This is a genomic window from Rhizobacter sp. P1_G5 (genome assembly GCF_056405435.1).
Map to the genome: position 1 here is coordinate 1 of NZ_JBFUCB010000003.1, position 14,136 is coordinate 14,136.

Consider the following 14,136-nt stretch of genomic DNA (forward strand, 5'->3'; position numbering starts at 1 on the left):
GCCCTGCAGCGCGCGCTGCAGTTCCAGCGTGCTGTCGAGGTCGAGGTGGTTGGTCGGCTCGTCCAGCAACAGCAGGCAGGCCGGCTGGCCGCGCCACAGCGCGCAGGCGAGCGCGGCCTTCAGGCGCTCGCCCGCACTCAGCGCGCCCATCGGCAGCTCGACGTGCACCGCACCCAGGCGCAGCTGGGCCAGGCGCGTGCGCAACTCGGCGGGCGGCAGCGGGCTGTCGAGATCGCGCAGGTGTTCCAGCAGCGTGCGCTGCGCCGGCAGCGCGGCCGCGGCGTCCTGGTCGAGCACCGCGAACGGCACATGCAGCGTCGCGCTGCCCGCGGCCGGCGGCAGCAGGCCGGCGATCACCCGCAGCAGCGTGCTCTTGCCGCAGCCGTTCGGGCCGGTCAGCGCGATGCGCACCGGGCCGCTGAACGACGCGTCGCTCACCGGCGCTTCACCGTGCGGCAGCTGCAGGTCGTCGAGGCGCAGCACCAGCTTGCCGGGCACGACGCGGCTGGCCGGCAGCGCGACGAACACCGCCGGCTCCTGCGCGACGCGCCGGGCGGCATCGCGCACCGCAGCGTCGAGCGCGTGGCGGGTGCCGGCGTCGCGCTTCACGTCGCGCGCGTTCGTCGCCTCGGCCGTCTCGCGCATGCCGTTGATCGTGATCGCCGACAGGTTCGCGCTGCGGGCGTTGCGGCGCGCCTGCGACTGCTTGCGCTGCCGCGCAGCGTGCTCGCGGCGCAGCCGGGCCAGCGCGGTGTCGCGCTCGTTGCGCGCATGGGCGAGCGCCGCGCCGGCCGCCGCCGCCTGCGCATCGCGCTGCGCGACGTACAGGCCGTAGTCGCCGCCGTAGACCGACAGGCCGCGCGGCCCGAGCTCGACGATGCGGTCGACCGCACGCAGCAGTTGCCGGTCGTGGCTCACCAGCACCACTGGGCGCTGGCACTGGCGCAGCCAGCGCTGCAGCCACGCACGCGCCGGTGCATCGAGGTGGTTGCTCGGCTCGTCGAGCACCAGGCAGTCGGCCTCGGCCGCCATCGCGCCGGCCAGCGCGACGCGCATGCGCTCGCCGCCGCTCAGCACGGCCATCGGCGTGTCGGGCGAGACACCGGGCAGCCCGGCGTCGGCCAGCGCCTGCGCGGTGCGCGCCGGCAGGTCCCACTGGCCGTCCGCGAGCAGCAGGTCGTCGGCCGTCGCAAGGCCCGCCGCGAGGCGCTCGACCGCCGCGAGCGCCGCGGCCAGGCCCATCGCATCGGCCACGCGCCGCGGGTCGTGCGCGAGCAGCGGCGGGGACACGAGGTGCGCGCGGCCGGCGCGTTCGACGCGGCCGCCCGAAGGCGCGAGGCCGCCGGTCAGCAGCTGCACCAGCACGCTCTTGCCGGCACCGTTGCGCCCGACGATGCCGAGCCGCCCGGGCCCGATCGACAGCGACAGCGGGGTCGACCACAGCGCGCGGCCGTCGGGCGTGCGCCATTGCACGTCGCGCAGCTGGAACGCGAAGGAGGAAGCAGGAACGGAAGAAGCAGGAACGGAAGACGGGGCGGGCGGATGCGCCCCGGACGGACGCGGGCCCGTGGAGATCGATGACATGGCTGGCTTTCCAAGGAAGCTTCCGAAGAAGCAGGCACGCCACGCCGCCTCAAGGGGGCGTGGAACGGCGTTCGAAGGAAAGGCTCAGCGGCGCATCGGACGGGCAGGCAGGGCTGGAAAGACGGCGATCCTAGCGACGCTGTCGCGCACCGTCAACGCGCCGTCGTCAACTTGAAGGATGAACGGTCGGCGGCGCACCCTCCAAAGGCGGGATGCCGGGCCCTGTTGCGTTGTAGGACCGCGTACCATCCTCCGCACACCCAGCAAAGCGCATCACCGCAAAGGCGCGACGTGGAGACGACAGCCCCCGGTCCCGGCGACGAGCCCGGCCTCGCGTTCGAGGCCGGCGAACTGGCCGCGCGCAAGGCTGCGAACGCGCGCCGAGTCCACACCGTCCAGATCCCGGCGATCCGCGCCGTCGGCTTCGTGATCGTCTGCCTGATGGTCGTGCTGCAGGCGTGGCGCGAGGGCACGGTGCTCGCGCCGCTGCAGCTCGCGCTGATCGGCATCAACCTGCTGTACGCCGCGCTCGGCTGGATCGCGCTGCGCATCGGCTGGAAGCGCACCGGCCGGCTCGACCTGAGCCTGCTGCTGTTCCACGTCGACGTGCTGGTGTGGATCGCGAACCTGCACTACCTCGAGAAATCCAACCTCTTCTTCGCCTACCTGCTGCTGATGCGGGTGGCCGACCAGGTCGGCTTCGGCTTCCGGCGCGCATTCTGGTTCAACCACGTGGCGGTGGTCGCCTACCTGGTCTACGCACTGTGGCTGTGGACCTGGGAGCCGGCCGCGGTGCAGTGGCTCGAGCGGCTCGCGATCGCCGCGACGATGTACGTGCTCGGCGCCTACCTGTCGGTGACGGGCCTGGTGATCGAGCGGCTGCGCAACCGCATGAGCATCGCGGTGCGCTCGGCGCGCGAGATGGTCGACAGCCTCGAGCAGGYGAGCCGCGCCAAGTCGCAGTTCCTCGCGATGGTGAGCCACGAGATCCGCACGCCGATGAACGGCATCCTCGGCACCACCGAGCTGCTGCTGACGACCGGGCTGCAGCCCGACCAGCACCGCTACGCGAAGACCGCGCACCGCTCGGCGATGGCGCTGCTCGCGCTGATCGACGATGTGCTCGACCTGTCGCGCATCGAGGCCCGCAAGCTCACGCTGCACCCGGTCGCGGTCGACGTGGGCACGCTCGCGGCCGAGACCGTCGAGCTGATGAGCTTCGCCGGCCGCGACAAGCCGGTGACGCTGAGCTGCTCGCTGCCCACCGCGCTGCCGGCCGTCGTCGAGTGCGATCCGGTGCGGGTGCGGCAGGTGCTGGTCAACCTGCTGCACAACGCGATCAAGTTCACCGAGCGCGGCACGGTCGCGCTGGTCGTCACGCTGCTCGCCGACACGCCCGAGGCGGTGCGGCTGCGCTTTCGGGTCGAGGACACCGGCATCGGCATCGCGGCCGACAAGCTCGGGCTGATCTTCGATGCGTTCACGCAGGTCGACGGCAGCAGCACGCGCCGCCACGGCGGCACCGGGCTGGGCCTCGCGATCGTCAAGCAGCTGGTGGAGCTGATGGACGGGCGCCTGGGCGTCACCAGCGAGCCGGGCGTCGGCTCGGCCTTCTGGGTCGAGCTGGACATGAAGAAGTCGACCGCGACGCCGGCACCGGCCGCCACCACGCTGTCGGCGCTGCCTGCCGAAGCGGCCGAGCCGCGCGGCCCGCTGCGCGCGCACGTGCTGCTCGCCGAGGACGATCCGGTCAACCAGATGGTGCTGCACAGCATGCTGGTGAAGCTGGGCTGCGAGGTCGACATCGCGTCCGACGGCGCGGCCGCCTTCCGCGCCGCGCAGGAGTTCCGGCACGACCTGATCTTCATGGACCTGCACATGCCGGTGATGGACGGCCACGACGCGGCGCGCCAGATCCGCGCCTGGGAGCGCGAGCAGGGCGGCTACACGCCGATCGTCGCGCTGACCGCCGACGCGCTCGACGGCGACCGCGAGCGCTGCCTGCAGGCCGGCATGAACGATGTCGTCACGAAGCCGGTCAGCACCGCGATGCTGGCGTCGGTCATCGAGCGCTGGACGGGGCACCCGACGCAGCCCGCGTCGCCCTGGTGAACGGCAGCCGCTGGATCGCCAGCAGCAGGTCGTCGACATAGGTGAACACGACCGGGATCACGAGCAGGCTCAGCACCGTCGACGTGAGCAGCCCGCCGATCACGATCACGGCCATCGGCTGGCGGAAGCTCGCCTCGGCGCCCAGCCCGAGCGCGTTCGGCAGCATGCCCGCGCCCATCGCGATCGTCGTCATCAGGATCGGCCGCGCGCGCTTGTGGCAGGCATCGAGCAGGGCGTCGAGCCGCCCCATGCCGTGCGTGCGGCGCGCCATGATGGCGTACTCCACCAGCAGGATCGAGTTCTTCGTCACGATGCCCATCAGCATCAGCAGCCCGATCACCGACGGCATCGAGAAGCTCAGGTGCGTGACCAGCAGCGCGAACAAGGCCCCGCCGAGCGACAGCGGCAGCGCGCACAGGATGGTGGCCGGCTGCAGGAAGTCGTGGAACAGCAGCACCAGCACCGCGTAGATGCAGAACACGCCGATCGCCATCGCGAGGCCGAAGCTCTCGAACAGCTCGCCCATGCGCTGCAGCTCGCCCTGCTCGACCGGGTGCACGCCGGCCGGCAGGTGCTGCAGCGCCGGCAGCGCCAGCGCCTCGCGCTGCACCTCGCCGAGCGTGCGGCCGGCCAGCTCCACCGTCAGCGTCACGTTGCGTTCGCGGTCGAGCCGGTCGATCTGCGCCGGGCCGCTGCCGATCGCCAGCTCGCCGAGCGATGCGAGCGCGACGCTGCCGCCGCTGCCGGCCACGCGCAGCTGGCCGATCGCGGCCAGGCTGTCGCGCTGCGAGGCCTCGACGCGCACGCGGATCGGCACCTGGCGCTGCGGCAGGTTCAGCTTGGGCAGCGCCGTCGAGTAGTCGCCGTAGGTGCCGATGCGCAGGACATCCGCGGCGGCCCCGGCGGTCACGCCCAGCGCCGCGGCACGCGCTGCATCGGGCGTCAGCTGCACCTCGGGCCGTTGCAGCGCGGCGCTGGATGTCACGTTGCCGATGCCGTGCAGCGTGCGCAGCTGGCTCTCCAGCGCCGCGGCGGCCTGGTCGAGCGCCGCCGCATCGTTGCCGGCCAGCGTCAGCTGCAGGCTTTCGCCGTTGCCGCCGCCGCCCACCGCGCTGCGCACGCCCGGCAGGCCGCGCAACACGCCGCGCAGCTCGGCCTCGATCGCCGACTGCTTGCTCGCGCGCTCGCCGCGCGGTACCAGGTCGACCGTCAGCGTCGCGCTGTTGCTGCTGGTGCTCGCGCTCGACGAGGTGCCGGGGTGGTCCTCGCCGGCGGTGATGCCGACGGCGCTGAACACCTGCTTCACGCCGGGCACCGCGCGCATCCGGCGCGAGGCCTCGCTCGCCACCGCGTCCATCTCCGCCAGCGTGCTGCCGGGCGGCAGCGTCAGCGTGACGCGGGTCTGCGCGTTGTCCTGCGCGGGCAGGAATCCCGACGGCAGCAGCGGGATCAGCGCGAGCGACAGCGCGAAGAACGCGAGCGCCGCCAGCACGGTCGTCTTGCGCCGGCGCAATGCGCTGCGCGCCCAGCCGAGGTAGCGCGTCATCAGCGCGCTGTCGGCGGCCTCGTGCGGCGCCGGCGCGCCGCGCGCCTTCATCAGGTAGGCGGCCATCATCGGCGTCAGCAGGCGCGCCACCAGCAGCGAGCACAGCACCGCGACCGAGGCGGTGACGCCGAACTGCCGGAAGATCTTGCCGACGACGCCCGACATGAAGGCCGTCGGCAGGAACACCGCGACCAGCGTGAAGGTGGTCGCGACCACCGCGAGGCCGATCTCGTCGGCCGCCTCCATCGCCGCCTGGTACGGCGTCTTGCCGGCCGCCAGGTGGCGCGCGATGTTCTCGATCTCGACGATCGCGTCGTCGACCAGGATGCCGATCACGAGCGACAGCGACAGCAGCGTGATCGTGTTCAGCGAGAAGTCAGCCAGGACCATGAAACCGAAGGTCGGCAGGATCGACAGCGGCAGCGCCGCCGCCGAGATCAGCGTGGCCCGCGTGTCGCGCAGGAACCACCACACCACCAGCATCGCGAGCACCGCGCCTTCGAGCAGCAGGTGCATCGAGCCGCGGTAGTTGTCCTCGATCGGCGCGACGGTGTTGCTGGCCTCGGCCAGCGCGACCGACGGGTTGGCCTGCCCGAAGGCGGCGACCGCGCGGCGCACGGCGCCGGCGACCGTCACGTCGGAGTAGCCCTTCGAGCGCGACACCTGCAGCGCGACCACCGGCGCGCCGTCGCGCCGCGCGAGCGACGTGCGCTCGGCCGGCCCGTCGACGATGCGGGCGACCTGGTCGAGCCGCACGCTGCGGCCGTCGCCGAGGGCGATGCTCATCGCCGCGAGCTCCTGCGCCGAGCCGACCGCGGCCAGCGTGCGCGCCGACTGCCGCTGGCCGGCGATGTCGCCCTGGCCGCCGGAGCTGTCGGTCTGCGCCGCCTTCAGCTGCGACGAGACGGTGGCCGGGCTGATGCCCAGGCCGGCCATCAGCGCCGGGTCGAGCTCGATGCGCACCTCGCGGTCGATGCCGCCGATGCGCTGCACCGCGGCCACGCCCTTCACCGACAGCAGGGCCTTCGTCAGCTCGTTGTCGACGAACCAGGACAGGTCCTGTTCGTCCATCGACGCGGAGGCGGCGGTGAAGGTCAGCAGCGACGAACTCGCCGCGGTGCTCTTCGACACGGTGGGTGCCGACATGCTGGCCGGCAGGTCGGCGCGCGCGCTGTCGACCGCGTTGCGCACCTCGCTGAGCGCGACCTCGGCGTCCTTCTCGATCTCGAAGCTGACGGTGATCGCGACCGTGCCGTCGGTGATGGTGGTCGTGATGTGGTCGAGCCGCGTCAGCGACGCGAGCTTGTCCTCGATCTTGCGGGCGACCTCGGTCTCCAGCTGCGCGGGCGCGGCGCCCTCCAGCGAGGCCGACACCATGATGGTCGGCAGGTCCATGTCGGGAAAGTCCTGGATCTGCAGCTTGTGGAAGCCGATCAGCCCGAGCACGGTGAGCAGCACGAAGACGAGGACGGCCGGCACCGGGTTGCGGATCGACCAGGAGGAAATGTTCACGGGCGGGCGCCTTGCGGGTTCGGGTTGTCGTTCAGGGTCAGCTTGACGGCGGGGGCGGCCTGCGCGACCTGCACCGGCGTGCCTTCGGAGAGGAAGGCGCCGCCGCTCGCGACGACGCGGGCGTCGTCCTTCAGGCCGGTCAGCACCTCGACGCGGTCGCCGATGCGCCGGCCGATCGACACGGTGCGGCGCGTGACGGTGCCGTCGTCCTTCAGCAGGAACACGTCGTTGCGGCCGTCGCGCGGCACCAGCGCGGTCTGCGGCAGCGTCAGCGCCGGCGTCACCGGTCCGTCGATGCTGCCGTTGGCGAACAGGCCGGGCTGCACCGCGCTGTCGGCCGGCAGGCTGACGTAGACGAGCGCGCGGCCGGTGCTGGTGCTGAAGGTCGGCGCGACCAGGCGCACGCGGCCTTCGATCACCTGGCCGCTCGCGAGCGTCAGGTGCGCCACCTGCCCGGCCTGCACCTGGGCGAGCTGGCGGGCGGCCAGCTCGGCGCGCCATTCGACCTTGCCCTGGCGCACCAGCCGGAACAGCTCGGTGCCGGCCGGCACCACGTTGCCCAGCACCGCGCTGCGCGAGGACACGATGCCGTCATCGACCGCGAGGATGCGCGTCTGCGACAGCTGGATGCGGGTGGCGAGCAGGTCGGCCTCGGCCGACGCGAGCGCCGCCCGGTTGGTGGCCTCGGCGATGCGGTAGTCGTCGACCTGCTGGCCCGACAGCGCGCCGCTGCCGTCGACCGCGCCGGCGCGCTGCAGGTTCATCTGCGCCTGCGCGAGGCCGGCGCGGGCCTGCGCGACGGCGGCCTGCTGCTTCTGCAGCTGGGCCTGCAGCGCGTCGTCGGCCAGGCGCGCGAGCAGCTGGCCGCGGCGCACGCGGCTGCCCACGTCGGCGAGCAGCTCGGTGATGCGCAACGAGCCGGTCTCGGCACCGATCACGGCCTCCTGCCAGGCGCTCAGCGTGCCRCTGGCCTGCAGCGTCTGCGGCCAGGCGGTGCGGGTCGGCGTGGTCAGCGCGACGCTCAGCGCGGCGGCCGGCGTGGCGGCCTGTGCCGGGGCGGCCGAGGCGGTGCCGCCCCACACCTGCCAGGCGCCGCCGCCGATGGCGATCAGCAGGGCCGCGGCGATCGCGGTGGTCTTCAGGCTTGGTTTCATGGTCGGGCTCCGGGGGTTGAAGGGGCGGTGGCTTGCAGGGTGTCGACGGTCCAGCCGCCGCCCAGCGCCTTGTAGAGCGCGACCCAGTCGCGCACCTGGTCGCGTTGCAGCGTCAGCAGCGTCGTCTCGGCCGAGATCGCGGCGCGGCGCGCTTCCTCCAGCGTCATCAGGCTGCTGCGGCCGGCGCGCCAGTCGGCCTGCACCGAGGTGAAGTAGCGCCGGTAGCGCTCGGCCGCGGTGCGGGCATCGCGGCTGCGGCGGGCCGCGCCTTCGAGGTTGACGAGGGCGGTCTCGACCTCCTTCACCGCGCTGCGCACCGCGCTGCGGTAGCCGGCGAGCGCGGCGTCGTACGCGGCCTGCGCCGAGTCGACCGCCGAGCGCGCCTGCCCGCCGTCGAGCAGCGGGATCGACAGGCTGGGGCCGAACGACGCGCTGCGGGTCGATCCGGCGAGGCTGGAGGACGACACGCTGATCGTGCCGCCCAGCGTGAAGCTCGGGTAGCGGCCGGCCTCGGCCTGGCCGATCTCGGCGCTGGCGGCGGCGAGCGCTCGCTCGCTGGCGACCAGGTCGGGCCGCTGGCGCAGCAGGTCGGCCGGCACGCCGTCGACGCTGAAGGCATCGGGGATCGGCACGGCCGGCGGCGTCGCGTCGATCAGCGTGCGCAGCGCCGGTTCGTCGGCACCGGTCAGCGCGACGAGCGACTTGACCAGGCCTTCGCACTCGGTCTGCTGCGCGATCAGCGTGGCGTTGGCGCTGGCGGYGCTGGCCTCGGCCAGGTCGCCGTCGGAGGCGGCGCTGAAGCCGGCGCGCACCTTGACCTGCGTGAGGCGCACGGTCTCCAGCTGCGAGCGGACCTCGCTCTCGTCCTGCCGGGCCAGCAGCCGGCAGGCGCGGTACTGCACGTACGTGTCGGCCACTTCGGCGGCGAGCGAGACGCGGGCCTCGTGCCAGTCGGCGCCGCGCGCATCGACGCGGGCCTGCGCGGCTTCGCGGCCGCGCCGCAGCTTGCCGAACAGGTCGATCTCCCACGAGGCGTCGAGGCCGCCGCTGCGTGTCGTCGTGTCGCTCGTGACACCGTCGGTGCGCTGGTGTGACCGGCTCGCCGAAGCGCTGCCCGTGAGCGACGGCGCTGCCGACGCACGGGCGCTGCCGAGCGCGGCCCGCGCGGCGGCGATGTTGGCCGCGGCGGTCGCGAGCGACGGGCTGTCGGCCTCGGCCATCTGCACCAGGCGCGCGACCGTCGGGTCGTCGAAGGCCGACCACCAGCTGGCGAGCTGCACGCTGCTGCCGTGGTGCGGCAGCGCGGCCTGCCACGTGCTGCCGGTGGCGACCGCGGGGGCCTGGTAGTCGGGGCCGACGACTGCGCAGCCGCTCAGCAGCAGCGCCAGCGAGACGCCGAGCGCAACGGGTTTGACGAGGAATCTGGACATGCCTTCATCGTAGGAAAGCGCTCTGTCGGGCGGTGTTCGGCTGCGTCAAGTTGGGTAAAAGCGGGCGGGCGAAGGGTGTCGGCGGCTGTCGCCGCGCCATACTTCGCCGATGATTTCCGTGCTGCTGGTCGATGACGATGCCGAACTCACGTCGATGCTGGGCCAGTACCTGCAGCGCGAGGGTTTCGATGCGCACGCGGTGCACGACGGCGAGGCGGGGGTGGCCGAAGCGCTGTCGGGGCGCTACGCGATCGCGGTGTTCGACGTGATGATGCCGAAGCTGAGCGGCATGGAAGCGCTGCGCCGCATCCGTGCGACGAGCCGGCTGCCGGTGCTGATGCTCACCGCGCGCGGCGACAACATCGACCGCATCGTCGGCCTCGACATGGGCGCCGACGACTACATGCCCAAGCCGTGCATGCCGGGCGAGCTGGTGGCGCGGCTGCGCGCGATCCTGCGGCGCGTCACGCCCGCCGGCGACGAGGGCGCGTCACCGTCGCGGCGCCTGCAGGCCGGTGCGCTGGAGCTGATGCCCGGCAGCCGCAGCGCGCTGTGGCGCGGCGTGCCGCTGGAGCTCACCGGCACCGAGTTCAGCCTGCTGGAGGTGCTGGCGCGGCAGGCGGGGCAGCTCGTCAGCAAGCAGGACATCTCGAAGCGCGCGTTCGGCCGGCCGCTCGAGCGCTTCGACCGGCGCATCGACGTGCACATCAGCAGCATCCGGCAGAAGCTCGGCACGCGCGCGGACGGGCAATCGTGGATCCAGGGCGTGCGCGGCATGGGCTACCAGCTGCTGGTGGACTGATGGCGACCTTCTGGAAGCTGTTCGTCAGCCTGTGGGCGATCTGCATGATGGCCTTCGGGGCCTCGGTGGCGGTGCTGCATTTCACCGGGCACCGGCCACCACCGGACGACGGACTGTTCCCGCTGCTGCCGATCGCGCTGGGGGCGCTGATCAGCCTGATCTTCAGTGCCGGGGTCGCCAGCGTGCTGTCGCGTTCGCTGGGCCATCTGCGCTGGGGCCTGCAGCGCGCGGCGCAGGAGCGCTTCGAGACGCGGGTGCGCCCGCTGATGGACCCGCGCAGCAACGAGTTCGTCGCGGTCGCGCAGGAGTTCGACCGCATGGCCGAGCGGCTGCAGCTGATGCAGGCGACGCGGCGCACGCTGCTGCACGACCTGTCGCACGAGCTGCGCTCGCCGCTGGCGCGCATGCAGGCGGCGATCGGCCTGAGCCGGCAGGATGCCGAGGGCGCGCGGCTGCTGCACGAGCGCATCGAGCGCGAGGTGCAGCGGCTGGACCTGCTGGTCGAGGAGCTGCTGACGCTGCACCGGCTCGAATCGGCCGACGATCCGGCCGGCGAGCGGCTGGCCACCGCGCGGGTCGATCTCGTCGAGCTGCTGGTGGCGATCACCGACGACGCGGGCTTCGAGGCGCGGGCCGCGGAAGGCCGCAGCGTCGAGCTGCGCAGCGGCGGCGGTGCCTTCGTCGCGAACGTCAATGGCGACCTGGTCTACCGCGCGTTCGAGAACGTGATCCGCAACGCGGTCAAGTACACGGCGCCGGGCACGCGGGTGGAGGTGGAGGTGCGGCTGCCCGCGCATGGCAAGACGCTCGAGGTGCTGGTGTCCGACCGCGGGCCCGGCGTGCCGGAAGACAAGCTGCAGGCGATGTTCGAGCCCTTCGTGCGCCTCGAAGGCAGCGAGTCGGTGCGTGGCACCGGGCTCGGGCTGGCGCTCGCGCGCCGCGCGATCGTCTCGCACGGCGGACGGATCGACGCGAGGCGGCGTGACGGCGGCGGGCTGACCGTGTGCATCCAGCTGCCGGCGGACGGGCCGCAGGCCTGAATCGGGACCGGGCCCGGTTCACTGAAACCTGCGCACTGAAACCCGCTGTTACCCGGCGCGCGATGCGCGCCATCGCGAATCTCGCCTACGCTTGGCCCTCATTTTTGAAAACGGTTTCAAACCAGAAGGGAGCGTGATGGTGTCGAACAGGAATTCCGTGTCGTCGTTGCGTGCGGGCCTCGCCGCCGCGCTGCTGTCGGTGCTCGCGGCCGGCCCCGCGCTGGCCGACGTGCCGGCGCTGTCGGTCAGCGGCAACCAGCTGCAGGTGGGCGGCACGCCGGGCAGCCTGTCGGGCGTCAGCTACTACTGGAGCAACAACGGCTGGCCGGGCGCGAAGTACTACAACGCGAGCACCGTGGGCTGGCTCAAGTCGGACTGGAAGGCGAAGGTGGTGCGCGCCGCGATGGGTGTCGAGGACGCCGGGGGCTACCTGCAGGACCCGGCCTCGAACAAGGCGCGGCTGAAGGCGGTGGTCGATGCGGCGATCGCCAACGACCTGTACGTGATCATCGACTGGCACTCGCACTACGCCTGGCAGTACCAGGCGCAGGCGATCGAGTTCTTCCAGGAGATGGCGCGCACCTACGGCAAGAACAACCACGTCATCTACGAGATCTACAACGAGCCGAAGAACGACGCGAGCTGGAGCGGCAACGTGAAGCCGTATGCGCAGGCGGTGATCGGTGCGATCCGCGCGATCGACCCCGACAACCTGATCATCGTCGGCTCGCCGAACTGGTCGCAGGATGCCGACGTGGCGTCGCGCGACCCGATCACCGGCTACTCGAACATCGCCTACACGCTGCACTTCTACGCCGGCACGCACGGCCAGTGGCTGCGCGACAAGGCGACCACCGCGATGAACAACGGCCTCGCGCTGTTCGTCACCGAATGGGGCTCGGTGAATGCCGACGGCAACGGCGGTGTGGCCACCGCCGAGACCAATGCCTGGGTCGATTTCATGAAGGCGCGCAAGCTGAGCAATGCGAACTGGGCACTCGACGACGCACCCGAAGGCTCGGCCGCGCTGGTGGGCGGCGCGAGCGCCACCGGCGGCTGGCCCGAAGCGTCGCTGACCGCGTCGGGCAAGCTCGCGCGCAGCATCGTGCAGGGCTGGCCGGCGCCTGCGCCGACGACCTGCAGCAACACCGTGCTGCCGGCGACGCTGCAGGCGGAAAGCTTCTGCCAGATGTCGGGCGTGCAGGTCGAGGCCACCGCCGATGCGGGCGGCGGCAGCAACCTGGGCTACATCGACGCGGGCGACTGGATGACCTATGCGGTCGACGTGCCGGCCGACGGCAACTACCGCGTCTCGTACCGCGTGGCGAGTGCCGGCAGCGGCGCGAGCCTGCAGCTGGAGCAGGGCGGCGGCACGCCGGTGTTCGGCACGGTCAACATCGCCAGCACCGGCGGCTGGCAGAACTGGACGACGGTGTCGCACGTGGTCGCGCTGAAGGCCGGCAAGCAGGTGCTGGGCGTGTCGACCAAGACCGGCGGCTTCAACCTGAACTGGCTGCAGGTCGAGCGCGCCGACAGCGGCGGGACGGCGATCGCCACCGTGAAGGCGAGCACGTTCTCGCAGATGAGCGGCGTGCAGACCGAGGCCACCACCGACAGCGGCGGCGGGCAGTCGGTGGGCTACATCGATGCGGGCGACTGGCTGTCGTATGCCGGCACGCCGATCACGATCCCGAGCACCGGCACCTACACGATCGCGTTCCGCGTCGCGAGCCTGGACGGCGGCGGCTGGTTCTCGTTCGAGGAGGCGGGCGGCACGCCGGTGTATGCGACGGTGTCGGTACCGAGTACCGGCGGCTGGCAGAACTGGACCACGGTGAAGGCCACGCTGACGCTGACCGCGGGCACGCACAAGTTCGGTTTCAAGGCGCAGACGGGGGGCTGGAACCTCAACTGGTTCAGCGTGACACYGGGCGTGCAGTGAGCATGACCCGGTTGCGGCCGGGTTGCGGGAACCACCCGCTGCGCTGGGTTCAGGCGTCCGGGGGCCTGAAACGATCCGCATGGGCCGCGGACATCAAGGTCCGCAGCGTCGGCCACTTGCGTGTCCAGAACGGGCCGGCCGGGATCAGGCTCGGGTCGATCGCATCGGCCACGTGCCGCCCCCAGCGGGCCGCGACCTTGCGGCCGGCGTCGCTGAGCGCGAGGCATTCGATTTCCGACACGAGAGTCTGCAGGGGGCTGCGGCCGGCGGCGGTGTCGGCGGGTGATGCCAGCACCGCCTCCGATTGCAGAAACTTCCGCGCGACCTCGATCGCCAGCGACAACTGCAGCGCGCCTTTCTCGTTCTTCTTGTCCGGCAGCTCATGCAGGTTGGCCGCGCGGCTGCAGAGCAGGTCGAGCGGATGCATCACCAGGAAGCCGTGCTGGCCGAACTCGATGTGCATCGCGCGCTGCAAGACCTTCTTCGCGTCGAGGCCGATCACCTTGAAGATGACGTCGACGTTGACGAATTCCTCGGCCGAGATCCACCACATGCCATGGTGTTTCGGCTGCCCTGCGCCGCGTCACCACCCCTTGCCCGGCTTGGCCGGCAGGCGCTCGGTGACCTTGGCCGCCTTCACCCGTTCGCGTGAGAACAGGAAGAGGCTTTCCGGATCGCGTTCGCCGCGTTCGACGGCGCGCTCGAACTCCGCCTTCCTGGCGGTGATCGATGCCGCGCCGGTGTACGTCTTGCGCCGGCGGGTCTTGCCCGGCTCCGACGTGATGTGCGCCAGGATCCGGTCCTTGACGCCCGGGTCGCCCTGCAGCAACAGCAGCGACTCTTCCATCGTGATGCCGGCCGCATCGAGGGCCGCACCCAGGCGCACCCAGTACTCGATCTGCTCCGCCAGAGAACGGTGCACCGCCTCGCCGGCTGCAGCCGCAAGTTCATAGACGCCGTCGGACACGCGGATCGATTTGGCCATGGGGCCATCTTATGTGGCGTTTTGCGACA

The 14,136-nt window shown here is 71.9% G+C and carries 10 protein-coding genes; 4 read left to right on the forward strand and 6 right to left on the reverse strand.

Annotated elements, in window-relative coordinates; genetic code table 11:
- The coding region (locus AC1D12_RS00515) for an ATP-binding cassette domain-containing protein (protein ID WP_477838366.1) at positions 1–1,584 on the reverse strand (1,584 nt) is incomplete at its 3' end.
- Positions 1,585–1,875: 291 nt separating this feature from the next.
- On the opposite strand from AC1D12_RS00515, the gene AC1D12_RS00520 reads away from it, so the two are divergent.
- Positions 1,876–3,696, forward strand: a complete 1,821-nt coding sequence (locus AC1D12_RS00520; RefSeq protein ID WP_477838368.1) for an ATP-binding protein — start codon at positions 1,876–1,878, stop codon at positions 3,694–3,696.
- Here AC1D12_RS00520 and AC1D12_RS00525 read toward each other — a convergent pair.
- From AC1D12_RS00525 to AC1D12_RS00535, 3 genes are read right to left on the reverse strand one after another with little or no spacing between them, the layout of a single operon-like run.
- A complete protein-coding gene (locus AC1D12_RS00525) occupies positions 3,647–6,754 on the reverse strand; it encodes an efflux RND transporter permease subunit (protein ID WP_477825565.1) in 3,108 nt (1,035 codons plus the stop codon). The two genes, AC1D12_RS00520 and AC1D12_RS00525, sit on opposite strands and share 50 nt — an antisense overlap.
- Entirely contained in the window at positions 6,751–7,908 is a 1,158-nt protein-coding gene (locus AC1D12_RS00530; protein ID WP_477825564.1) for an efflux RND transporter periplasmic adaptor subunit, read from the reverse strand. The genes AC1D12_RS00525 and AC1D12_RS00530 overlap by 4 nt, the downstream gene beginning before the upstream one ends.
- Positions 7,905–9,338, reverse strand: coding sequence for an efflux transporter outer membrane subunit (locus AC1D12_RS00535; protein WP_477838370.1), 1,434 nt, complete (start codon positions 9,336–9,338; stop codon positions 7,905–7,907). Before AC1D12_RS00535 ends, AC1D12_RS00530 begins: the two co-directional genes overlap by 4 nt.
- A 109-nt stretch (positions 9,339–9,447) precedes the next feature.
- Between AC1D12_RS00535 and AC1D12_RS00540 the strand changes: the two genes are divergently transcribed.
- From AC1D12_RS00540 to AC1D12_RS00550, 3 genes are all read left to right on the forward strand, one after another.
- A complete protein-coding gene (locus AC1D12_RS00540) occupies positions 9,448–10,140 on the forward strand; it encodes a response regulator (RefSeq protein ID WP_047506747.1) in 693 nt (230 codons plus the stop codon).
- Positions 10,140–11,180 carry a sensor histidine kinase gene (locus AC1D12_RS00545; protein WP_477838372.1) on the forward strand — a complete coding sequence of 347 codons (1,041 nt, stop codon included), beginning with the start codon at positions 10,140–10,142 and terminating at the stop codon, positions 11,178–11,180. The genes AC1D12_RS00540 and AC1D12_RS00545 overlap by 1 nt, the downstream gene beginning before the upstream one ends.
- A gap of 139 nt (positions 11,181–11,319) precedes the next feature.
- Positions 11,320–13,122, forward strand: coding sequence for a carbohydrate-binding protein (locus AC1D12_RS00550; protein ID WP_477838374.1), 1,803 nt, complete (start codon positions 11,320–11,322; stop codon positions 13,120–13,122).
- Between the two features lie 49 nt (positions 13,123–13,171).
- On the opposite strand, the gene AC1D12_RS00555 is transcribed toward AC1D12_RS00550, so the two are convergent.
- Complete coding sequence (locus AC1D12_RS00555) at positions 13,172–13,675, reverse strand: hypothetical protein (RefSeq protein ID WP_477838376.1); 504 nt, start codon at positions 13,673–13,675, stop codon at positions 13,172–13,174.
- Positions 13,676–13,705: 30 nt separating this feature from the next.
- Positions 13,706–14,107, reverse strand: a complete 402-nt coding sequence (locus AC1D12_RS00560; protein ID WP_477826206.1) for a TA system antitoxin ParD family protein — start codon at positions 14,105–14,107, stop codon at positions 13,706–13,708.
- Between the last annotated feature and the right edge of the window lie 29 nt (positions 14,108–14,136).